At 73.9% G+C, this 21137-nt stretch carries 17 protein-coding genes; 4 read left to right on the forward strand and 13 right to left on the reverse strand.

Going from position 1 to position 21137, the window contains the following annotated elements; all coding sequences use genetic code 11:
- Positions 1–152 precede the first annotated feature (152 nt).
- The 7 genes from ruvC to WME95_RS28265 all read right to left on the reverse strand — a co-directional run bounded on the left by ruvC (position 153) and on the right by WME95_RS28265 (position 10138).
- Positions 153–692 (reverse strand): crossover junction endodeoxyribonuclease RuvC, encoded by a 540-nt coding sequence (gene ruvC, locus WME95_RS28235; RefSeq protein WP_437292967.1) that lies wholly within the window; start codon positions 690–692, stop codon positions 153–155.
- Positions 693–696: 4 nt separating this feature from the next.
- Positions 697–2205 (reverse strand): FAD-binding oxidoreductase, encoded by a 1509-nt coding sequence (locus tag WME95_RS28240; RefSeq protein WP_437902456.1) that lies wholly within the window; start codon positions 2203–2205, stop codon positions 697–699.
- Between the two features lie 157 nt (positions 2206–2362).
- Positions 2363–4546: a hypothetical protein gene (locus WME95_RS28245; RefSeq protein ID WP_437902457.1), complete on the reverse strand. Its 2184-nt coding sequence runs from the start codon at positions 4544–4546 to the stop codon at positions 2363–2365.
- A gap of 41 nt (positions 4547–4587) precedes the next feature.
- A complete protein-coding gene (locus WME95_RS28250) occupies positions 4588–4779 on the reverse strand; it encodes a hypothetical protein (RefSeq protein ID WP_044965791.1) in 192 nt (63 codons plus the stop codon).
- A gap of 232 nt (positions 4780–5011) precedes the next feature.
- Positions 5012–6490: a PQQ-dependent sugar dehydrogenase gene (locus WME95_RS28255; protein ID WP_437902458.1), complete on the reverse strand. Its 1479-nt coding sequence runs from the start codon at positions 6488–6490 to the stop codon at positions 5012–5014.
- Positions 6491–7400: 910 nt separating this feature from the next.
- The gene (locus WME95_RS28260) at positions 7401–8426 is read right to left on the reverse strand and encodes a hypothetical protein (protein WP_437902459.1); all 1026 of its coding nucleotides are present in this window, start codon (positions 8424–8426) and stop codon (positions 7401–7403) included.
- A gap of 161 nt (positions 8427–8587) precedes the next feature.
- Positions 8588–10138: a protein kinase domain-containing protein gene (locus WME95_RS28265; RefSeq protein ID WP_437902460.1), complete on the reverse strand. Its 1551-nt coding sequence runs from the start codon at positions 10136–10138 to the stop codon at positions 8588–8590.
- A 267-nt stretch (positions 10139–10405) separates the two neighbouring features.
- Between WME95_RS28265 and pdxH the strand changes: the two genes are divergently transcribed.
- Positions 10406–10993: a pyridoxamine 5'-phosphate oxidase gene (pdxH, locus tag WME95_RS28270; protein ID WP_437902461.1), complete on the forward strand. Its 588-nt coding sequence runs from the start codon at positions 10406–10408 to the stop codon at positions 10991–10993.
- A 100-nt stretch (positions 10994–11093) separates the two neighbouring features.
- On the opposite strand, the gene WME95_RS28275 is transcribed toward pdxH, so the two are convergent.
- On the reverse strand, positions 11094–11447 hold the full coding sequence (locus WME95_RS28275) for an HNH endonuclease (RefSeq protein WP_437541598.1): 354 nt from the start codon (positions 11445–11447) through the stop codon (positions 11094–11096).
- A 169-nt stretch (positions 11448–11616) separates the two neighbouring features.
- Between WME95_RS28275 and WME95_RS28280 the strand changes: the two genes are divergently transcribed.
- Entirely contained in the window at positions 11617–12030 is a 414-nt protein-coding gene (locus WME95_RS28280; protein ID WP_437902462.1) for a secondary thiamine-phosphate synthase enzyme YjbQ, read from the forward strand.
- Between the two features lie 56 nt (positions 12031–12086).
- Here WME95_RS28280 and WME95_RS28285 read toward each other — a convergent pair whose 3' ends face one another.
- On the reverse strand, positions 12087–12545 hold the full coding sequence (locus WME95_RS28285; protein WP_437902463.1) for a globin domain-containing protein: 459 nt from the start codon (positions 12543–12545) through the stop codon (positions 12087–12089).
- 329 nt (positions 12546–12874) lie between these two features.
- On the opposite strand from WME95_RS28285, the gene norR reads away from it, so the two are divergent.
- Entirely contained in the window at positions 12875–14452 is a 1578-nt protein-coding gene (gene norR, locus WME95_RS28290; protein WP_437902464.1) for a nitric oxide reductase transcriptional regulator NorR, read from the forward strand.
- Between the two features lie 64 nt (positions 14453–14516).
- Here norR and thpR read toward each other — a convergent pair whose 3' ends face one another.
- Together thpR and WME95_RS28300 are read right to left on the reverse strand one after the other, a co-directional pair.
- Positions 14517–15104, reverse strand: coding sequence for an RNA 2',3'-cyclic phosphodiesterase (thpR, locus tag WME95_RS28295; RefSeq protein WP_437902465.1), 588 nt, complete (start codon positions 15102–15104; stop codon positions 14517–14519).
- Positions 15105–15131: 27 nt separating this feature from the next.
- Positions 15132–17063 carry a M2 family metallopeptidase gene (locus WME95_RS28300; protein WP_437911039.1) on the reverse strand — a complete coding sequence of 644 codons (1932 nt, stop codon included), beginning with the start codon at positions 17061–17063 and terminating at the stop codon, positions 15132–15134.
- Between the two features lie 536 nt (positions 17064–17599).
- On the opposite strand from WME95_RS28300, the gene WME95_RS28305 reads away from it, so the two are divergent.
- Positions 17600–18640 carry a phosphatase domain-containing protein gene (locus tag WME95_RS28305; RefSeq protein ID WP_437541608.1) on the forward strand — a complete coding sequence of 347 codons (1041 nt, stop codon included), beginning with the start codon at positions 17600–17602 and terminating at the stop codon, positions 18638–18640.
- Positions 18641–18689: 49 nt separating this feature from the next.
- Here the strand turns inward: WME95_RS28305 and WME95_RS28310 are convergent, their stop codons facing one another.
- Both WME95_RS28310 and WME95_RS28315 read right to left on the reverse strand, forming a co-directional pair.
- A complete protein-coding gene (locus WME95_RS28310; RefSeq protein ID WP_437902466.1) occupies positions 18690–19532 on the reverse strand; it encodes a glutathione S-transferase family protein in 843 nt (280 codons plus the stop codon).
- 42 nt (positions 19533–19574) lie between these two features.
- Positions 19575–21044, reverse strand: coding sequence for an alpha-amylase family glycosyl hydrolase (locus WME95_RS28315; RefSeq protein ID WP_437902467.1), 1470 nt, complete (start codon positions 21042–21044; stop codon positions 19575–19577).
- Positions 21045–21137 lie beyond the last annotated feature (93 nt).

Here is a 21137-nt window from a genome sequence, read left to right on the forward strand (position 1 = left end):
TCCGATGCAGGCTCCATAGCACAGGGGATGTGCGCCCGGACCGCCAGGGCCGCGCCCGCCGGCCCCCTGTCGCGCGGTCAGCGGTCAGCGGTCGACCAAGCCGCCGCGCCTCTCGTCCCCATGCGCGACCAGGGAGCCGCGTCGGCCCACGCTCACCCGAGGCGCGCCCGTCGCGGCCGGGCGCGGCGCGGGACGGGCGCGCCCGACGCCGCCAGCGCGGCCGCGAAGCCCGCGGCGCTGAGGTGGGTCATCGCGATGGCCAGCGCGTCGGCAGCGTCCGGCCGCGGGGGCGCGGCGAGGCGCAGGACCGCGGTCATCACCTGCGCGACCTGCGCCTTCTCGGCCGCGCCCCGGCCGACGATGGTCCGCTTCACCAGCGCCGGCGGATACTCCGAGATCGGCACGCCCGCGCGCGCCAGCCGCAGCAGCACGACCCCGCGCGCGTGGCCGAGCTTCGCCGCGCTCTGCGCGTCCTTGGCGAAGAACAGGCTCTCCACCGCGGCCGCGTCGGGCGCGAGCGACGCGATCACCTTGCCGAGCTCGTCGTCGATCTCCACGAGCCGGGCGGCGAACGTCCCGCTCGTGTCGATGTCGATGACGCCATGCGCGACGTGCTCGATGCGCGTGCCCTGCCGCACGAGCAGGCCCCAGCCGAGGTGGCGCGAGCCGGGATCGATGCCGAGGACCCGCATCGGCTCAGCAGGCCCCGTGCGAGGGCGCCACGACGTGGGACGGGAAGCCCGGCGCGCGCTCGGCTCCCCCGTCGCGCTCGCCCCGCTCGGCCGCCTCGAGCGTCCGCCGCGGGAAGATCTTGTGCGGGTTGAGCAGGCCCTTCGGGTCGAAGAGCGCCTTGATCTTGCGCTCGATCGCGATGAGCTCCGGCGACTGCTCGAGCGCGAGGAAGTCCGCCTTCGACGTCCCGATGCCGTGCTCGCCGCTCAGCGTGCCGCGCATGCCGATCACCGCGCGGAACAGGCGCGACAGCGCCGTCTCCACCTGGGGGACGAGGTCCGGGTCGTTCCAGAGCATGTTGACGTGGAGGTTGCCGTCCCCGGCGTGGCCGTACGTCAGCATGCGGACGCCCGTCGCCGCCGAGATCTCCGCGACCTCGTCGAGCAGCGCCGGGATCTTGTCGCGCGGGACCACGACGTCCTCCGAGATCTTGTAGCGCGCCATGGCGCGCGTCGTGGGCGAGAGCTGGCGGCGGGCCTCCCAGAGCCGCTCGCGCTGTGCCTCGTCCTGCGCGACGAGCACGTCGAGCGCCCCGGCATCCATGCAGACCTCCCCCACCCGCTCGGCCTGGACCTCGCAGTCCGCGGGCTCGCCGTCGACCTCGATGATCAGCATCGCGCCCGCGCGCTCGTCGACCCCGACGCCGCGCGCGCGCACCGCGTCGAGCGTGGGGCGATCGAGCAGCTCGAGGCAGCGCGGGACGACGCCGGCGGCGACCAGGGCGCTCACCGCGCGCCCGCTGGCGCGCACGTCCGGGAACAGGCAGAGCAGCGTCATGACCGACGGGGGCTTCGCGATGAGCCGGAGCGTCGCCTCCGTCGTGATCGCCAGCGTGCCCTCGCTGCCGACGAGCAGCGCCGTGACGTCGTACCCCGTCACGCCCTTCACCGTGCGCCGGCCGGTGCGGAGGCGCGTGCCGTCGATGAGGATCGCGTCGAGCCCGAGCACGTACTCGCGCGTGACGCCGTACTTGAAGGCGCGCGGGCCGGCGGCGTTCTCGGCGATGTTGCCGCCGAGCGCGCACATCTTGAGCGAGTTCGGATCGGGCGGGTAGAAGAGCCCCTCGGCCTCGACGGCCGCGTGCAGGTCGGCGAGGATGACGCCCGGCTCGACGACCGCGATCTGCTCCTCGCGGCTGATCTCCTTGATGGAGTTCATGCCGATCGTGGCGATGACGATCCCGCCCCCGACCGGCACCGCGCCGCCCGACTTGCCGCTGCCAGCGGCGCGCGGCACGACCGGCACCTCCGCCTCGCTCGCCGCCCGCACCGCCTTCTCGATGTCGGCGGCCGAGGACGCGAGCACGACCGCATCCGGGCTCACCGGCGGCTGATCGGACTCGTCGCCCGCGTAGGCCGCGCACCCGTCGGCCGACGTGATGACCTTCGACGGGCCGAGCGCGCGCTCGAGGAGCCGGCGCGCCTTGTCGATGGCCGACGCCGACGGGCGGGGGAACGTGGGGTGCTGTCGCATCTCCCCCATTTACCGCGGATCGCGCGGCGATGCTGGGGGATCCGCGCGGGCAGGCTCAGGGCTGGCCGCCGCGGAGATCGAGTGCACGCGGACACGCGCGCTCCGCGCTGCGTGCCCACGGTCTGCCTGGCCGCGGGCGAGCGGGCGCGCCGCGCGATCAGAGCAGATCGAGGAAGGCGAGGAGCGCCTCGATCGCGCCGGCGTCCAGCGCGACGAGGCCCTCGCCCGCGGGCGCGCCGTCGTGGAAGAAGGCGCCCGGCGCAGCGGCAGCGGCAGCGGCCGTGCCGCGGTGATCGCCGGCGGCGCGGCCGCCCGTGTCCTCGAAGCGCGCCCGCTCGAGCACATCGCGCAGCGTCTTCGCGGAGCCGTTCGTGAAGTAGGGCCGCTTCTTGTAGAGCCGCCGGAGCGACGGCACCCGCGCGCCGTCCTCGTGCACGTACGGGACGACGCCGGTCTTCTCGTAGCCGGCCCTCCCCCACACGATCGGGCCCTCGGGCGCGAGCACGAGCGCCTCCCAGCGCTCGAACGGGGCCGCGGAGCCGGGGTCGTCGCTGCGGAGCACCGGCGCGTGGCAGCGGGCGCAGCGCTCCCGGAACACCCGGGCGCCGTCGCGCTCGAGCGGGGTAAAGCTCGTCCGGCCAAGGACGGCGGGGTTCGCGCGGTGCGAGAACGCCATGAGGAAGCTCATGAGCGCGCGGCGGAGCGCCTCGGGCGGCCGCGCGGCGCGCCCGGCGTCGGCGAGCCCGAGATCGGCGAGCCACGGCGCGCCCTCGCTCGAGATCGAGAACCATGGGTCGTGGCCGCTCAGCGCGCCGGCGACGCGGAACTCGTTGTCGGCCACCGCGGTGAGATCCGGATCGAGGGCGCGGGAGAAATGGGGGCGGTTGTTGAACAGGCCGAGCAGCGGCTTGGTCGTGGCGCGCACGTCGCCTCGACCGGTGTGGTGCGTGCGGCCGTCGACGTAGCCCTCGAAGTGGCACGTCTCGCACGTGAACCGGCTGAGCGGGCCGTCGGCCTTGTTCCACGGGGCCATCAGCGAGGTGAAGAAGAGCGCCTCGCCGAGGCGGATCTCGTCGGAGCGGGCGTCGTCCTCGCCGCCGTCCCGGACCGGCTGCTTCACGACCGCGCCGTCGCCCGCGTCGAGCAGCCACGCGTCGAGCAACGGGTTCGCATAGGCGAAGGCGCCGCCGCCGAGCGCGGCCATGGCGGCCACGCCGGGGGAAAGCGGGCGGGTGGAGACCTCCGGCGCGCTCGCGAGGCCGGCGTCCGTGGCGCGGAAGAGGAGCTCGGCCCGGCGATCGCCGCCATAACCGGTCGCGATCACGCGCACGCCGCTCGATCCGGGGATCGCCGAGAGCGCGACGGCCTTCGGGGTGAGGACGCCGAGCTCCGAGACGTTGACGGCCGAGAGCCGCGTCACCTCGGGCCGGGGGCCGGCGACGACGCGGTAGAGGAAGACGAACGAGTCGATGTATCCGAACGAGCCGCCGGTCCTGTCGAGCGGGTGATCCTCGACCCCGCCAGCCGCGAGAAGGAGCCCGCCCCCGGCGCCGCCCGTCTCGAGCGCGTCGAAGCTCCAGATCGGGCCGTCGTGGCGGACGCGCGCCGCGCCGCCCGGGAGCGGGCGGCCGTCGGCGCCGACCGGGAGCACGACGAGCGTCTTGTCGAGGAGGCAATCGACGATCAGGTGATGCGCGAGGCGCACGACGCGGAACGGGCCAGCGCCGATGGGTTCGTCCCAGCGCTCGACATCGATGCGTCCGTCCGCGCCGGTGGGACCAGGCCGCAGCGTGACGAGCGTGCCGGCGCGCTCGTCGAGCGCGTAAAGGAGCCCCTCGGGGCCGGCCGCGACGTCCCGGACGCCGTGGAGGCCCGCGAGCTCGATGCGCCCCGCGGGCTCGAGCGAGGCGCCGCGGACGGCGTAGCGGAAGAGCGAGGGCGACGCCTCGCCGCTCGCGAAGACCTCGCCGGTGGGCGTGACCGCGACCCCTGTCGGCGAGGCCGGCGCGGGGGCGCGGGCGAGCTCGCGAAGCGACGCGTCGAGCAGGACGAGCGCGTCGCGGCCGCGGAGCGGAGAGAGCAGCGCGGGCGCGCCCGGCGCGGCAGGGCGGCCCAGCGGATCCACGGGGAGGAGCGCGATCGGGTCGGGCCCGAACAGCCGGTCGGAGCTGGGTGCGCGGGAGAAATCGGCCTCCGCTCGGCGCGCCGCCTCGAAGCGCCGCAGCGGCTCGAGCGGGTCCGGATCGGGGGCACCGCCGTGGACCGGGGGCGCAGGGCGGCCGTCGCACGCCACGGCGGCCAGGCCGAGCGAGAGCGCGAGGGCGAGGCGGACCGCGGCCATGCGCCTGCGCCGGGGGGCAGCGGGCCGAGCCGCCGCGCCGATCACCAGCCGCCGGTGCTCGCCGGCTTCGCGGTCTCGGCCGGCGCCGCCTTCTCCGGTTCGGCCTTGGGCGCGGGCTTCGCCGCCTCGGTCGTGGCCGCGGGCTTCGCCTCGGGCGTCGCCTGGGGCTTGCCCTCGCAGCCGAAGAGACACAGGGCGCCGAGCGCAACAAGCACTGTCAAGACATTCTTCATGGGACTCCTCCTGAACGAGCGGGGCAAGCGAAGCACATCCGCTGTGCGCTCGGAAGGGGGGCGCGCGCCCGCTGCCATCGGAGGCGGCGCGACGGCGGCTGCGCGGGGTTGGCTGCGTCGGCGGAGGCGGAGCGGGCGCGCGTGGCCGCCCGCGTGCAAGAGCGGGCGGGAGCTCGCGCGCTGGATCCAGGGCCGGGCGCGAGATCCGGCGCCCGCGCCCTGGGCGGCCTGGTCAGGTCCCGGGAACGATCTTCACCAGGCTGTTGCGGTTCGCGACGAAGTATTGCTCGCCGTCGTTGTCCTCGACGATCGCGGTGAGCGCGTTGAAGGTCGGCAGGCTGCCCTGACGCGCGAATGCCGGCGCGTTCGGCGCGTTCGGATCGGGGTTCTTGTTGATGACCGTGATGGGCGACGTCTGCGCCCCGCACTGCATGAGCGCGCCCATTTTCCCGCCGGTGTAGTCGCCGAACAGGTAGACGCCCCGGAGCTGCGGCACCTGGCTGCCCCGGTACACGAATCCGCTGACGACCGACTTGTAGTCGCGGTACGGCCCTGTCGCGCTCTGCCGCCGATCCATGTCGGTGATGGGCGGGGTGTGCGTATCGCCCGCGCGCATGGTGCGCCCCTGGCAGGTATCCGCGTGGGTGCCTTCCCACTTCGGCCAGCCGAAGTTCAGCCCCGAGGTGCCAGCAGGAACGTAGTCGATCTCCTCGTAGCTATCCTGGCCGACATCGCCGATGAAGAGGTCGCCCGTCCCCCGGTCGAAGGTGAAGGTATACGGGTTGCGCAGACCATAGTGCCAGACCCGCGAGGCCGCGCCGTCGAGGGGATTGCCGGCCGCGGCGTACGGCTCGGCAGCATTCGGATCGAGGCGCAGGATCTTGCCGAACAGCGAGGCCGGGTCCTGCGACCCGCCCGGCTTGTCGCTGTTGCAGGACCCGCCCCCGTCGCCCGTGCCGACGTAGAGCATCCCGTCGGGCCCGAACGCGATATGGCCGCCGTTGTGATTCACGGCGGACGTGTCGAGCCGCACGATCGTCTTCGCCGAGTTCGCATCCGCCACGTAAGGTTCGCTGGAACGCTTGTACTCGACCACCATGTCACGGTTCATGTCCGTGCCCGTGGTCGCCGTCATCATGATGTAGAACTTGCCGCTCGTCGCGTAGTCGGGCGGGAACGCCATGCTGATGAGCCCGCGCTCGTCGTCGAAGCCGCCGGAGCTGAGCCGGATCTGACTGCTCACGTCGAGGAAGACCTCGCTGCGCAGCTGACCGCCGGAGAACACGCGGATCTGCCCGGTCTGCAGCACGAGATACCAGTCGCTCGACCCCTTCGGCTGAGCGGCGTAAACCAGCTTGTCCACGTTGCTGACGACGGGAGCGAGCGCCAGCTTCCCGACGTCAGGCGCCGCGCTGGCATCGCACGCCACCGGGTCGCCGCCGCCGGCGCCGGAGCCGCCCTGTCCCGCGGTGGTCCCGGACGACGAGGTGCTGCTGCCACCGCCGGAGCCGGAGCCGGAACCAGAGCCGGAGCCAGCGCCCGCGCCGGAGCTGGAGGCGGAGCCAGCGCCGGCCCCCGTCCCCGTCTGCGCACCGGAGGAGCCCTGGTTCCCCCCGCTCGTCACGGTGTCGCCAGAGCTGGTCGCCCCGTCGTCGCTGCACGCACCGGCGCCCAGCGCGAGACACGCGCCGCCACCCAGCGCGAAGGTCATCCACAAAGCCAAGGTTGAACGCTGTTTCGTCATGAGACGCATTCTATACATGACAAGCGCCGTGGCGCACTCATGAACTACCGCCGGGCGAAAGAACAGGACATCGGAGCCCGGCGTGAGCAGGTGACGGATCATGCCTGCAGAACGCCAACACGCGCTCGCCTGGCCGGCCGACGGCGCACGTTTGCTCGATGCGAGATCGGAGACGCCGGGGGCGCTCCTCTCCCCAGGGCCGGTGGGCTCAAGGGCATTCGACAGGCTCGCTCAAACGGTCGCCACCGCAATCGGGCAATGGGAGAAAAGCGCCCCTCGACCGGCGTCGAGCAGCATTGCCATGATTTGATCTGCCGTTCAGATGAAATGCGCCCGGCGCACGCCAGCGTGGGCCATCGATGCGCTGCTCACTCGTCGAAGTGGATATTTGAAACAGAGCGGTACGTGCGAGTCCCCGAGGTCCGCTCGGGGCCGGGGCTATATTCCCGTCCAGGACCCTTCTGATCATCGCCTGCGACGGATCATCGCTCGCCACGCCCTCGCCGCCGGAGCTCGCTGGCCGGCGCGCAGCGTCACCAGCAGGCCAGCCGCGCCGCGCCATAGCGCGGAGGCGCCTGGCTCACCGCGCCGGACGAGCCCGGGCGGAGAGACGTGCTGTGTTTCACCCGTGCACCGCAATCGATGCCGATCGACTCGGCATCATCGGTCAGCTCGCCGCACGGCGCCATGTCGGAGAGGTGATCCGTGTCAATCGCGGGGCCGCGCTGAACGCCGGTATCTCGGGGCGCCCTCGCTCACGCCGCCTCTCCTCTGTCATCGGTGCCAATCGCCTCACCCGGCTCGATGCCGGACGTCGTGGGGCGCCCCGCGCTCCGCCGCTGCGACGACGGCCGCTCCTGCTCCTGTGGCGCGCCGCTCAGAGAGTGCCCGCGATCCACACGCTCCCGGGGCCCAGGCCGACGCGCGCGCTCCAGGGGGCGCCGGCCGTCGGCCCGCGGCCGCGCGCGGACGCCGCGGCGTCAGGCGCAGACGGCGCGGTGATCCAGAGGATCGCCCCGCCCACGGCGAGGGCCGCACCCGCGATGAACACCGCCGTCCCGATGTTGCCCTTCGCCACCGCTTCGTCGCGCAGATCGAGGCCCGTCTGATCGACGCAGCGGCCCGCCTCGTCGCAATGGCCGCCCTCGGTGGCCTTGTCGAACGTCGATTTCGCCATGAAGCCGAGCGCCGTGCCGACGCCGAGCCCGACCACGCCGAGCCCGACCCCGACGATGCCGAGCGGCTTGCGGATGCTCCCCCCCTGCGCCGGGGGCGGGTCGCTCGCCGGCGGACGGACAGGAGGCGGCGCCGCGACCGCCGGCGTCGACGCGCCGCTCGATCCCGGGGCGGAGGCCGTCTCCGTGGCGCGCTCGAGCGCCGGCACCGTGACGCTCACCACGCCCGGCTTGTCGATCGTGACCTTCACCTCCCAGGGCTCGTAGCCAGGCGCGGCGGCGGCGATCCGATGCTCGCCCGGGTCGAGCGGCACCGCCGTCCCCCAGAGCGCCCTGCCCACGGCGACCCCGTCCCGCGTGAGGCCCAGGCCCGCGATCGACGCCGCCGGCGGGACCACGATCTGGAGGCGGGAGAGCCGCGGCTCGAGCGCGGCGGCCCGGCCGCGCGCCACCCGCTCGCGCTCCGTCTGCCCGGCCGAGAGCGAGGCGGCCGCGACGTCGCGAAAGCCGATCCACGCGGTCGCGATCTTGCCGGTGCGCTCGTAGCAGTCGGAGAGGTTGAAGAGGGTGCCGATGCCGGGGTCGATCGCATGGCTCTCGGCGAACTTCGGACAGGCCTCGGCGTGCTTCCCCGCGGCCATCAGCGCGCGGCCCTCGTCGAACAGCGCGACCGCGGCGGCGCGCTCCTCCCGGGTCGGCTCGGCGGCGCGCGCGGCCGGCGCGAGCAAGGCGAGCGCAGCGATCGCCGACAGGAGCGCTGCCGCTCGACGGCGACCGGACCCGGCCAGCGGCGCGCGGGAGACCGCAGCAGGGCCGCCGGATTCCGGACAGGGGCTCGAGAGACGACGATGGCAAAGCAAGACGGCACCTCTCCTGGGCTCACGTGATGTCATCGCGGATCGGAAAAGAAGTCTTGCGGCGCGGTCGACGTGGGGCGGGTCGGCGGCTGGGTCCGCCCCGACGGCCGCGCGCCCTTCGACGACCCCGGCGGCCGCGGCGCCGCAGACCCGCTCGCGGTCGGCCGCGCGGTCGCGACCTCGGACACGGGCGCTTCAGGCGGCGGCGCAGGGCCGCCGTCGAGGAGCTCGGCCGCCTTGCCCGCCGCCAGATCGGCCGCGGGCACCGCCGCGTCGCGCGAGGGTGCCTCCGGCGCCAGCGGCGCCTCCGAGGGCGCCGACGCGGCGAGCGGCGCCCCACCCGACGCGGGGGCGCGGAGCGCGAACCACACGAGCCACGCGAGCCCCGCGGCGCCCACGAGCGCCGCCGCGAGGGCCGCCGCGATCCCCAGGGTGCGCGCCCCGCCGCCCTGGCGCGACGAGGCGCGCGTGCCGCCCCAGGAGCGATCCGTCGCCGCGCCGTCCGCGAGGAGCGCCGTGGGCGCGCCATCCCACGCGGAGCCGGCCGCCACGCCCTTCCCATCCGGGTCGCTGGACGACGGCGTCCCGCCGGCGGGCCCGGGCGACGTGGAGCTCGAGCGCCGGGGCTGCCCGGGCGCGCGGCCCGCCTCGGCGCTCGCGTCGAGGCGGATCTGCAGCACGCGCGCGGCGCGATCGGCCAGGTGCCGCGCGTGCGGCGGCGCGAACTGAGCGAGCTCGGCGGCGAGCTCGGCGATGTTGCCGAAGCGATCGGCAGGGCTCTTCTGGAGGCAGCGCTGGACCACCCAGCCGAGGCGCTCGGGCGCGTCGGACCGCTGCGCGTCGAGCCGCGGCGGTCCCTCGAGGATGCGGTCGTAGATGGCCATCGGGGAGTCGCCCCGGAAGGGGACGGCGCCCGTGAGCAGCTGATAGAGCATGGCGCCCATCGACCAGACGTCGGCCCGCGCGTCGACGCTCTTCGAGGAGACCATCTGCTCGGGCGCCATGTAGAACGGCGAGCCCAGCATCGCCGAGCTCTCGGTCATGTCGTGCGCCTTGGGCGCCGTCGCCTCCGCCGCGAGGGCCATCTTGGAGATGCCGAAGTCGATGACCTTGATGAGCGGGCTGCCGTCGGCCCGCTGGGTCAGGAACAGGTTGGCCGGCTTCAGGTCCCGATGGATGATGCCGAGCGCGTGCGCCTCCGCGAGCGCGTCGCACGCCTGGAGCAGGTAGTCGCAGGCGAGCGCGACCGGGAGCGGCCCGCGATCGCGCAGGACGGCCTTCAGGTCGGTCCCCTCGAGGTACTCCATGACGAGGTAAGGCTCGCCGCGCGCGAGCGTGCCGACGTCGTACACGCGCGTCACGTGCTCGCTCCGGATGCGCGCCGCGACCTGCCCCTCGCGCAGGAAGCGGGCGACGAGGTCCGCGCGCTCGCGGGCCTGGGGCTGCAGGAACTTGATGGCCACCCGCTCGCCCAGCAGGAGATGGCGGGCGGCGACGACCACGCCCATCCCGCCTTCACCGAGGACGCGCTCGACCTCGTATTTCTCCGCGAGGACGTCCCCCACGCTCACCGGTACGACCATGCACGCCCTCGCTCCGCCCCTCCGCTAGTATCAAACCAGCGCGTGCGCGACAACGCGAGCTTTCCCGGAAATCAGCGAGGGACGAGGGAAACCGCCGCGCCGCCATAGCCACCCAGCCATGCAGCGACGCAGCCACGCAGCCACGCAGCCACGCAGCCACGCAGCCACCCGAGCGCGCGCGCGTTGCTCGCATGCATCGCGGGTTCGCCAGCGGCGCGCTCTGCTTGTATATGCATGACGCAATTTCACCATGAGCACCGTTTCACCATGATCACCGAGCCGACCGATCCGTTCGTCATCGCGCGCGAGCTCCTCGAGCAGCGGCAAACCACCGAACCGACCGACGCGACCGCCATGACGCTCGCCACGGCGGACGCGTCCGGGCGCCCCTCGGCGCGGATGGTGCTGCTGAAGGGCATCGACGATCGCGGGTTCGTGTTCTTCACCAACTACGAGAGCCGCAAGTCGATGGATCTCGCGGCGAACCCGTTCGCCGCGCTGTGCATCCACTGGGCGAAGGCCGCGGAGCAGATCCGCGTCGAGGGGCGGATCGAGCGGGTCAGCGACGCGGAGTCGGACGCCTACTTCGAGACCCGCGGGCGGGGCAGCCAGATCGGCGCGTGGGCGTCCCGGCAGAGCGCGCCGCTGCCCTCGCGCGAGGCGCTCCTCGATCGGGTGCGCGAGATCGAGCGCCGCTTCGAGGGCCGGCCGGTGCCTCGGCCGGAGTTCTGGGGCGGCTACCGGGTGGTGCCGGAGCGCGTCGAGTTCTGGTACGGCCAGGAGAACCGCCTGCACGACCGCGTGGTCTACGTCCGCCACGGCGACGGCTGGCGCGTCGAGCGGCTCTACCCCTGAGCGCGGCGCCGCGAGGAGGGAGCCCTCGCGGCCGCGCGTAGGGCTCCCGACGGGGGGGATCCAGGGCGGTGCAGGCCCGCGGCGCCACGGCGGAGCGGCGCTACGTCCCGGCGCCGCGGAGGCGGCTCGCCTTGCGCTCCCTGAGCCGCTCGATCACCGCGACGAGCCTCGGATCGTCGCGGCGCCGGACGTCGAGCCGCATCCCCTTCAGCGCGTTGCACCGGCCGCACGCGAGCGCCAGGTTGTCGAGCGCGTCCGTCCCGCCGTGCGTGCGCGGGACGATGTGCTCGATCGTCGCGCGCTGGATCGGCTCGCCGTCGAGGCCGACGACGACGTGCGAGAGGCAATGGATGCACTTGCCCACCCACGCCGCCTGACCCCGGATCTCGGTGCGCTCGAACGTCGCGTCGGTCGCCACGATCTCGAGGATGAGCCGCCGCCGCGCCGCCTTCACGGCGCTCGATCGTAGCCCCACGGCGCTGCGCCCGCACGCGGTTCGCGAAAGGCCAGGAGGTGGGCTATGGAGCCCCGGAGCCGGCGCGCGCCCGCGGCGGCAGGCGGCCGCGGCGCGATCGTCGATCACGCGCTCCGTCACGCTCCGTGACCCGCGCGGGGGAGAAGCCATGAAATCGAAGACCGACTATTTCTACTTCGAGACGAAGGCCAGGCGCGAGCTCATCAACGTCACCGAGCGCGTCGCGGCCGTCGTCACCGCCAGCGGCATCCGGGAAGGCATGGTCCTCGTGAGCGCCATGCACATCACCGCCGGCGTGTTCGTGAACGACCACGAGCCGGGCCTCTGGGAGGACATCTGGACGTGGCTCCAGCAGCTCGCCCCCGAGGGGCCCGACTACAAGCACCACAGGACCGGCGAGGACAACGGCGACGCCCACCTCAAGTCGATCCTCGTGCACCACCAGGTGATCGTGCCCATCACCGCGGGGAAGCTCGATCTCGGGCCGTGGCAGCAGATCTTCTACGCGGAGTTCGACGGCGGCCGGCGCAAGCGCGTCGTCGTGAAGGCGATGGGAGAGTGACGCCGCCGGCCGACGCGCGGGCTCCGCGGGCGACAGGGTCGAGGGGGCTCGTTTCCCTAGCCGCCCGCGTGTGCCGCCGGTGGCGACGCGTGGGGCGTCGCGGCGCCGTACTCCCTCGCCCCGCGCTGCATGAGCGAGGCGATCGCGCCGAGCGCGTCGGTCCAGGCCTGCTGGTGCGCCGGGGACCAGTCCGCCCCCGCGACCTCGGCCATCGCGGAGATCAACGCGTCGGCGACCCAGGGGTACATCGCGTCCGTGACGCCGTAATCGACGTGCTTTGCCCCCATCGCCATGAGCTTCTCCTCGAGCCACGACGCGTCCTCCAGCCGGTCGATGACCGCGGCGAGCGCCTCGGTGAGCATCTTCTCTTGCTGCTCCTGGCTATTGCGCCCGAAGAGCGGCTTCACCTGCGGATACCGAGAGAACAGGATCCCGTAGAAACGGTGCGTGAGGTTGGGCGCCCTCTCGATCACGAGCTCGAAGCTCTCCCGCAGCAAGCCAACATTCAATCCCATGAAAACCTCCAGGCCGGGCGCTGTGCCGGTGATAGCCGTCGTCGGCGGTCGATTCGCCCGTCGGCTCGCGCTGGCCGAACGCGTTCGCACGGGCCGTGCCAGGAGCGTTTCTCCGGGGATCGCGTCGATCCTCGCCGGATCGGCGCGACCTCGGCAGCCGGCGGCGGTTTCCCCCAGGAAACCTGGCCCGCTGCCGAGGGCAGCCGCTCCGGCGGCGCCCACCCGCGCGCCTCCCCGACGCGCGCCTTGCTCCGCTGCACCCCACGGTGTTTCCTGCCGGTGTCTCCGACAGGAAACCTCCGTCGCCTCCGTCTCCTCGAGGAACCCGCGTGACCCTGCTCGACGCCGTGCTCAGCCTGTCCGAAGCGCCCGCCCGCGACGAGGCGCTGCAGCGGATCCTCCGCGCGCTCGCGCGGGTGACGGCGGCGGACGCGCTCTCGGTGCTCACGGCGGCGGAGGACGGCTCGGTCGGCGTCGCCGCGCAGATCGGGCTGTCGCCGGCCGCCCTGGGGATGAGCTTCCGGCCCGCGGAGCACCCGCGCCTCCGCAGAGCGACGCAGGCGGCCGGGCCGATCCGCTTCCTCGATCCGAGCGAGCCCGACCCCTACAGCGGCTGGCTGCTCGGCAGCCCCGGAGAGATCCACCCGATCCACGCCTGCATGGCCATCCCGCTGCACGTGCAGGGCCGCCTCGCCGGGCTGCTGACGCTGGACGCCTGCGATCCCCACGGCCTCCGCGGCCTGCGCGACGAGGACGCGCGCGTGTTCGCGGGGCTCTGCGCCGGCGCGCTGCGGCTCGACGCCGGCGCCGGGCCGCTCGACGCCGACCCGGAGGCGCGCCGCGCGCTCGGCCCGGCGTCGAGCGGCCCGGCGCCGGCGAGCCGCTCGGCCGGGATGCGGCGGATCGAGCGCGAGATCGCGGTGCTCGCCCCGCTGTCGGTGCCGGTGCTCGTCACGGGCGAGACGGGCGTGGGGAAAGAGCTCGTCGCCCGCGCGCTGCACGAGCGATCGCCCCGGGCGCGCCGGGCGCTCGTGATCGTCAACTGCGCGGCGATCCCCGCGCAGCTGGTCGAATCGGAGCTCTTCGGCCACAGGAGAGGCGCGTTCACCGGCGCCACGGCCGCGCGCGCTGGCAGGTTCGAGGCGGCCCACGGCGGGACGATCTTCCTCGACGAGATCGGCGAGCTCCCGCTCTCGGCGCAGGCGCAGCTCCTGCGCGCGCTGCAGGAGGGGGAGATCCAGCCCGTGGGCGAGGACCGGGCGCGCCGCGTCGACGTGCGGGTCGTCGCGGCCACGAACCGCGATCTCCGGCGCGAGGTCGCCGAGGGGCGCTTCCGCGCCGATCTGTTCCATCGGCTCTGGGTCTACCCACTCTGCGTGCCGCCCCTGCGCGAGCGGCGCGAGGACATCCCCGCCCTCTGCGAGCGCTTCGCCGCCGAGCTCGCGGCCGAGCTCGGCGCGGGGCGGGTGGACTTCACCGAGCCGGCGCTGGGCGCGCTCGCGCAGGGAGCGTGGCCGGGCAACGTCCGCGAGCTGAAGAACGCCGTGGAGCGCGCCGTGCTTCGCCGGACGATCGCGGAGGGCAAGAGCGCGGCCGGCAGGGCGCTCGTCGTGCGGCGCGAAGATCTCGACGCGATCGACGGCGGCGCGCAGGAGCGCTCGCTCGCCCCGCGGATCGAGCTCCCCGGGGAGCGGCTGCGGCTCGCGGACGGGTCGCTGGGGCAGCCCGTGGAGCCGCTGGCAGAGGCGCTCGAGAGGGCCCGCCGCGAGGCGTTCGCCCGAGCGTTCCGGGCGGCAGGCGGCAACGCGGCGACGGCCGGACGGCTGCTCGGGCTGAGCCGATCGTTCGCCTACAAGGAGGCGGTGCGCCTCGGGCTCATCCCTCCGGCAGGGCCGCGCAAGCGCTGAGGCGCCCGAGCGAGACGCCGTCCTCTCGAAGGACGGAGCGCGGCGCCTCCACGGAGGACGACGCTCAGCGCGCCTGCTCGGGGGTGCCGATCCCCTCGAGCGGCACGCGCGCGAGCGCCGTGTAGCGCGCCCCCTTCGGGGTCAGCTCGCTCTGGTAGACGATGATCTCCTCGACCCGCGTCTCGCCGAAGTCGACGCTGCCGACCGCCTGAGCGCAGGCGTCGAGCGCCGGATCGCCGCGCGGATCGCGCGAGCGGGCGAGGGTGAGGTGCGGCTCGAACGGCCGGTCCTCGGGGACGTAGCCCGTCGACATCGAGAGCGTCTGCTCCAGGTCGCGGTGGATCGCGGTGAGGGCGCCGACAGCGCCGCCCACGCCGAGCCAGAGCACGCGCGGGCGACGCCGCGTTCCGAACGCGCCGCCCTTCTCGATGCGCAACGTGAGCGGCCTGTGGAACGCGGCGACGCTCCCGGCCGCAGCGATGACGAGCGGCAGGCGCTCCTCTCCGATCTCGCCCATGAAGGCGAGCGTGATATGCAGCCCGGCAGGCTCCACCCACTTGGCGGACGGAGCCCGCGGCGAGATCTCCCGCAGGAGATCTCCGATCTTGGCGAGGAGCTCGGCTCCCGGATCAACAGCGACGAAGACGCGCACAGCTCACCTACGCTCACCCACGCTCAATTACCACCCACAGACTTCACGCTTGTTCTGCTCCTTGAGCCACCTCCGGAGCGGCTCGAAGTACTCCAGCATGGCGCCCGGATCGGCCGCGGTCTCCCCCGTCACCGCCTGCATCGCCTCCTGCCACGGGCGGCTCGCGCCGAGCGAGAGCATGGCGCGCAGCTTCTCGCCCGCGGCCGCGCTGCCGTGGATCGAGCACGTGTGGAGCGGCCCCGTGTGCCCGGCCGCCTTGCACAGCGCGCGGTGGAACTGGAACTGGTAGACGTGCGCCAGGAAGTAGCGCATGTACGGGACGCCCGCCGCGACGTGGAACTTCGCCCCCGGGTCGAAATCGGCCTCGCTGCGCTGCACCGGCGGCGCGACGCCCTGGTACTTCAGCCGCAGCGCCCACCACGCCGCGTTGTAGTCGGCCGGCTTCGTCCTGCCCGAGAAGACATCCCACCGCCACTGGTCGATGAGCTTGCCGAACGGGAGGAACGCGATCTTGTCGAGCGCCTTCTTGAAGAGGAAGTTGATGACCCCCTTCTCGTCCTCGGACACCCTGTCGAGCAGCCCCAGCGACCTCAGGTAGCTCGGCGTCACGGAGAGGGCCAGCGTGTCCCCGATCCCCTCGTGGAAGCCTTCGTTGGCGCCCGACTGGAACAGGATCGGGAGCTTGTAGTACTGGTGGAAGTAATAGACGTGCCCGAGCTCGTGGTGGATCGTGATGAGATCCTCCTCGCTCGGCTCGATGCACATCTTGAGGCGGAGATCGCCCCGGTCGCCCACGTCCCAGGCGTTCGCGTGGCAGACGACCTCGCGGTCGGCCGGCTTCTTGAGCAGCGATCGCTCCCAGAAGGTCGCCGGCAGCGGGTCGAACCCGAGCGAGGTGAAGAACCGCTCGCCGAGCGCGACCATCTGCTTCCCGTCGAGCTTCTTCGCCTTGATCTTCCGCGTCACGTCGAGCGAGGGCTGGCCCTTGTACGGCTCCATGAGCGCGTAGACGTTCGACCACTCCTGCGCCCACATGTTGCCGAGGACGTGCGCCGGGATCGGGGCCTTCTCGCCGATCCTGTCCTTGCCGTGGATCGCGCGCAGCCTCGCGCGCACATAGCAGTGCAGCTCGTCGTAGAGCGGCTTCAGCTTGCCCCAGAGCCGCTCGGTCTCGGCCTCGAACGCCTCGGGGGACATGTCGTATCCGGCGCGCCATAGCGCGCCGACGTCCGGGAGGCCGAGCTCCGCCGCCCCCTTGTTGCCCAGGGCGACGTAACGCTCGAACTTCGGCCGGAGCGGCGGGGCGATCGCGTGCCAGCCCGCCCACGCATCGAGCAGCTCGTCCCAGTCGCGGCTGGTCTTCAGGAGGTTTTCGAGCTCGTCGAGCGCGAGGCACTTCGGCTCGGCCCCGGCGCCCGCGGCGCGCGCCGCGCCCAAGCCCGCGGGCGTCGCCCGCCCTGGCCTGGCCTTCGGGCAGTGCTTTCCCTTGCCGTACAGGCTCGTCATCTCGACCGAGAGCGCGGCGAGCTCGGCGCGCTCCGCCGGGTCGCTCGGGGCCGGAAGGGAGGTCGAGATCTTGAGGAGCGAAAGCTGGCGGGCGACGTCCGCGGGCAACGCGAGCCCGTCGAAGCGCGCCGCCGCCTTCATCGTGCGGTTCAGGTACTCCATGCTCGCCTCCTCGGCAGAGGCGGCGAGCGCGTCGGTGTCGTCCGTGAGGTAGGTCTGGTTGACCCAGGACGCGCGCGCGGACTGGATCCGCAGCCTGCGCAGCTCCCGGTCGACGGCGGCCACGAAGGCCTGCGCCTCGGCCGGGCTGGGCGGCGCCGCCTGCGGGGGGGCGGCCTCCGGCCGGGCCGCCGCGGGCGCCGGCGCCTCCTCCCCCTGGCGCGGCGGCGCTGGCGCCGTCGCCGGCGGAGCGGCGCCGCTGCACGCCGCGCCCAGCCCGAGCGCGACGAGCATCAGCGGACGCGCGATGGCCGTCCGGGCGAGGGCAAAGCGGACCACGGGCCCTTCATACACGCCGGACCGTGCCGAGGGAACCAGGAGCGACGTGCGATCGTCGGGGCGCGGCCCCCGCCGCGCCGCCCCTCCGGATTCAGCCGCGCCCCCCGCGAGTCACCCGCACCGTCCGCGATTCACCCGTACCGTCCGCGATTCGCGCGGGTCGGCGCGACCTGGACGAACCGCCCCGCGGTGACGGCTGCCATGCGGCGGTGAACTGCCGTTACAATGCTCACCCACCATGAGGAATGCCCTTGCGCCCAGGCCCACGCTCTCGGCGGTCCTCGGCCTCGCCGCCGCCGCCCGCCCGGCGCCCCGCTCGCCCGCAGGACGGACGAGCGGCCGCCGCCCGACGGCCCGGAGCAGCCGCTCCCGGTCGCCTCGCAGCGCGAGGCGGCGAAGCGCTGCGACGAGCTGCGATCTCGAGGTGAGGTGCAGACGGATGCCCCACCCCGAGGCGCGAGCCACGACCCCCTGCGCACCGAGCGACGGCCATGAGTGAGCTCGAAAATTTCTCGTTCGTGATCCCCGGCGAGCTCGCCGGCATGGCCTATCCCCACGCGCCCCAGGCGGTCGAGGAGCTCGCGGAGCTCGGCTTCCGCAGCCTGGTGTCGCTCTCGCGTCGGGCGCCACCGCCTGCGGCGGTGGGCCCGCTCATCCACCTGCATTGCCCGCTCGCCGACTTCACGCGCATCCCGAGCGCGGACCTCCTCCGCGCCGTGGCGTTCCTCGGCCGGGCGCCGAGGCCGATCGCCGTTCACGGCGAGGGCGGCGTCGGGCGCACCGGCGTCGTGCTGGCGTGCCGCCTCGTGTCGCTGGGCAGATCGGCGGCCGAGGCCATCGCCGAGGTGCGGCGCGTGCGGCCAGGCTCCATCGACGACCCCGAGCTCGAGGCGTCGGTCGCGGAGTTCGAGCTGTTCTACCGGAGCGCGCACGAGCAGGCGACGCCGGCCCCCTTCAACTTCGCGCCCGCTTCGCCGCTCGACCGGATCGTCCACGGCGCGGAGCGGCCCGGCTTCGGGATGGCGAACTGGTCGGCCTCCGGGATCCGCTCGTCCGTTGTCGCGCCGCCGAGCTCGGCAGCGCACCCGGATCCGAGCGACGCGCCCGTCGAGGCGTGGCTCGCCTTCATGGCGCGGCACGGGATCCGCGAGGTGCTCTGCCTGCTCGACGAGGGAGAGCTGGCGCTCCACCGGATCCCGCTCCTCGGCCGCTACCAGCGCGAGTTCCTCCGGGTGACGCACGTGCCGCTCGACGGAGGCGCGCTCCCCTCGCCCGACGCGCTGGAGCGCGCGCTCGACGCGCTCAGGCGCGCCGAGTCCAGCGGCGCGCCCGCCGTCGTGCACTGCGCGTCCGGCGCGGGCCGCGCGGGCGTCGTGCTCGCAGCGTGGCTGCGCGCCCGGCACGGCCTCGCCCCCGAGGCGGCGATCGGCGCGGTCCGGGATCACGCGCGGCACTTCGGCGCGCACCGCGACCCGCTGAAGGCAGGGCCTGCGGCGCGGGAGCTCATCGCGGGCGTGCCGGCGCTCGCGTGAGCGCGCGGGCCGACGCCGGCGCCGGCCCGCGGCCGGGCAGCGTCGAGCGTCACCCGCCGGCGCTTCGACCAGGCCTCGCGCGCCGCTGCTCGCGGTACATGCGCAGGGCAAACGCGCCGGCCGGCTCGGCGCGGAGCCCTTCGACGAGCGCGCGGAGCTCGGACGGCAGCTCGGAGGGCGGCGGGAGCGGCGACGGGTGGTGCTCGGGCACGAGCAGCGGCGCGGCGAGCGCGGCGAACGTGAGATCGGCCGCCGAGAAGCGGTCGCCGACGAGGAAGGGGCGCCCATCGCGCAGGCGTTCGTTCACCGCGTCGAAGACCGCGCGGATCTTGCCTCGCGAGCGCTCGGCGGCGGCGGGGTCGATGCGCATGACGCGCTTCATGACCGCTCGCGCGACCGGGTAGTAAGCGCGGAAGATGCCACGCCCGAACCACCAGGGCGGCGCCGCGCCGGCGCCCTCGAGCCCGCGGAACGACCCGCCCATCAAGGCGAACGCGCCCTCCTCGTCGGGCAGGAGGTGAAAGTACGCGACGCGGCGGGTCGCTGGGCCGAGGTCGGCGTCGAAGCGCTCCTCGAGCGCCTCGACCTCGGCGCGGCCCGCGCCGGGCTCGCGGGAACCCTGGAAGAAGAGCGCGCGCTCCGGCGGCACGAGCGTGTCGGCGTAGCGCAGGATGTCCGTCGAGTCGGCGAGCACGCCCGCCGGCGAGACGAGCACCGGCACGGAGCGGCGCCCGCCGGCCCTCAGCGAAGGGAGCGCGTGGGCGAGCGGGAGGTAGGCGTCCTCCCGGTACCGCGCGCCGGCGCGATCGAGCGCCCACCGCGCCTTCTCGCAGAAGTGGCTCCAGGGAATGGTGATGAGGCGGAGGGGCGCGCTCGCGCCAGCATCAGGCATGAGCATCTCCAAGGGCCCTGGACGACCCGGGCGCGACGCGCATCAGCGCCGGATCTCGAAGAGGTGGATGCCGTACGCGGGGAGCTCGACGCCGAGGCCGCGCGACAGATCGACGAGCTCGTCGCCGTCGCGCGGGTGCTCGTTGCCGGTCATGAGGTCGGCGAGCAGGACCTTGCGGCCGGCGATGCCGGCGATGTCGAGCGGGATGCGGCACCCGCTGCGCGACGGGGCGAAGTTGATCACCGCCACGAGGGGCGCCGCGCTCCGGGGCGCGCCGCAGGCCGGGAGCGGCTCCCACCGGTAGGCGACGAACGCGTCGGCGCCCGGCCCGCGCGCGGTGAGCGTGGCGAAGCTCCCGGTGCGCAGGATGGGGCGGCGCACGGCCGCGAGCAGCCGCTCGTGGAAGGCGAGGCAGGCCTGATCGACCGGCTCCTCGGGGGCGCGGGCGAGGTGCAAGGAGGCGCGCACCGTCCGCCCCTCGAGCTGGCCGTGGTGGATGAACCGCATCCCGGGCACCGTCGCCGCGATGAACTCGGCGGCCCGGCGCCGATCCGGGGGGAGCACGGCGGCGATGCGCGGCTCGTCGTGGTGCTCGATGAAGCGGACGCTCCGCCGCTGGTAGTCGGGCGTCGCCGCGAGGTGGCCGCGGACCGACGACGCGGAGGCGTGGCTCAGCCGATCGTAAAGGCTCTTGTCGAAGGTGTAGTCGAACCCGAGCATCTGCAGGCGCCACTCGAGGTCCCAGAAGGCCTCGGCGATGAAGACGAAGCTCGGGTGGTCGCGGCGGACGGCGTCGATGGCCTCGGCCCAGAACTCGCCGGTGGCCTCGGCCTTTCGCTCCACCGGCGGGCGCTTGGACCACGTGCGCCGGAAGACGTCGTCGAGCACCAGCATCGCCATGTCGCAGCGGACACCGTCGCACCGCGACGCGACGCTGCGGAGCGCCTCGACGGACGCGGCGCGCGTCGCCGCGAGGCGGTAGTCGAGCTGGGCCGTGTCGGGCCACGGCGGGATGTAGGGGTCGCGCCCGCTGAGCGGGGCGCCGTCGTCGCCGGCGATGAAGAGCTCGGGCTTCTCCTTCACCCAGTGGTGATCGCGCGCGACGTGGTTGGGCACGAAGTCGAGGATGACCCCGATGCCGCGCGCCGCGAGGCGCCGGCGCAGATCCGCGAGGCCGGCGTCGCCGCCGAACGCGGGGTTCACCTCGTAGCGCGCGACCGCGAACGGGGAGCCAGCCACGTCGGCCTCGGTCCAGTCCGGCAGCACGCGGTCGTACTCGGCGCGCAGGTCGGGATCCGTGAGCGAGCGGCGCGGGCCCTCCTCGCCGAGCGTCCAGACGCCCATCAGGTGCACGTAGTCGACCCCGAGCGCGGCGAGCCGGTCGAGCGCCGCGTCGGGCACGCTGGCGAGCGTCACCCTGGCCTTGGCGGCGCGCGAGAGCTCGTGGAGCCAGACACGCACGAAGATCGCGTACAGCAGGGGGTGCTGGTGGGCAGGGACTAGGGAGCTCATCGATTGGATTGGGGACGGCGGGCCCGCGAGGGAGTCGCGGACAGCGGACGTCGGCCCGGGATTGTCTGCGGGCTCGGGTGGTCCCTGCAAGCG

It is taken from the genome of Sorangium sp. So ce327, assembly GCF_051530205.1.
Lineage (GTDB): Bacteria > Myxococcota_A > Polyangia > Polyangiales > Polyangiaceae > Sorangium > Sorangium cellulosum_B.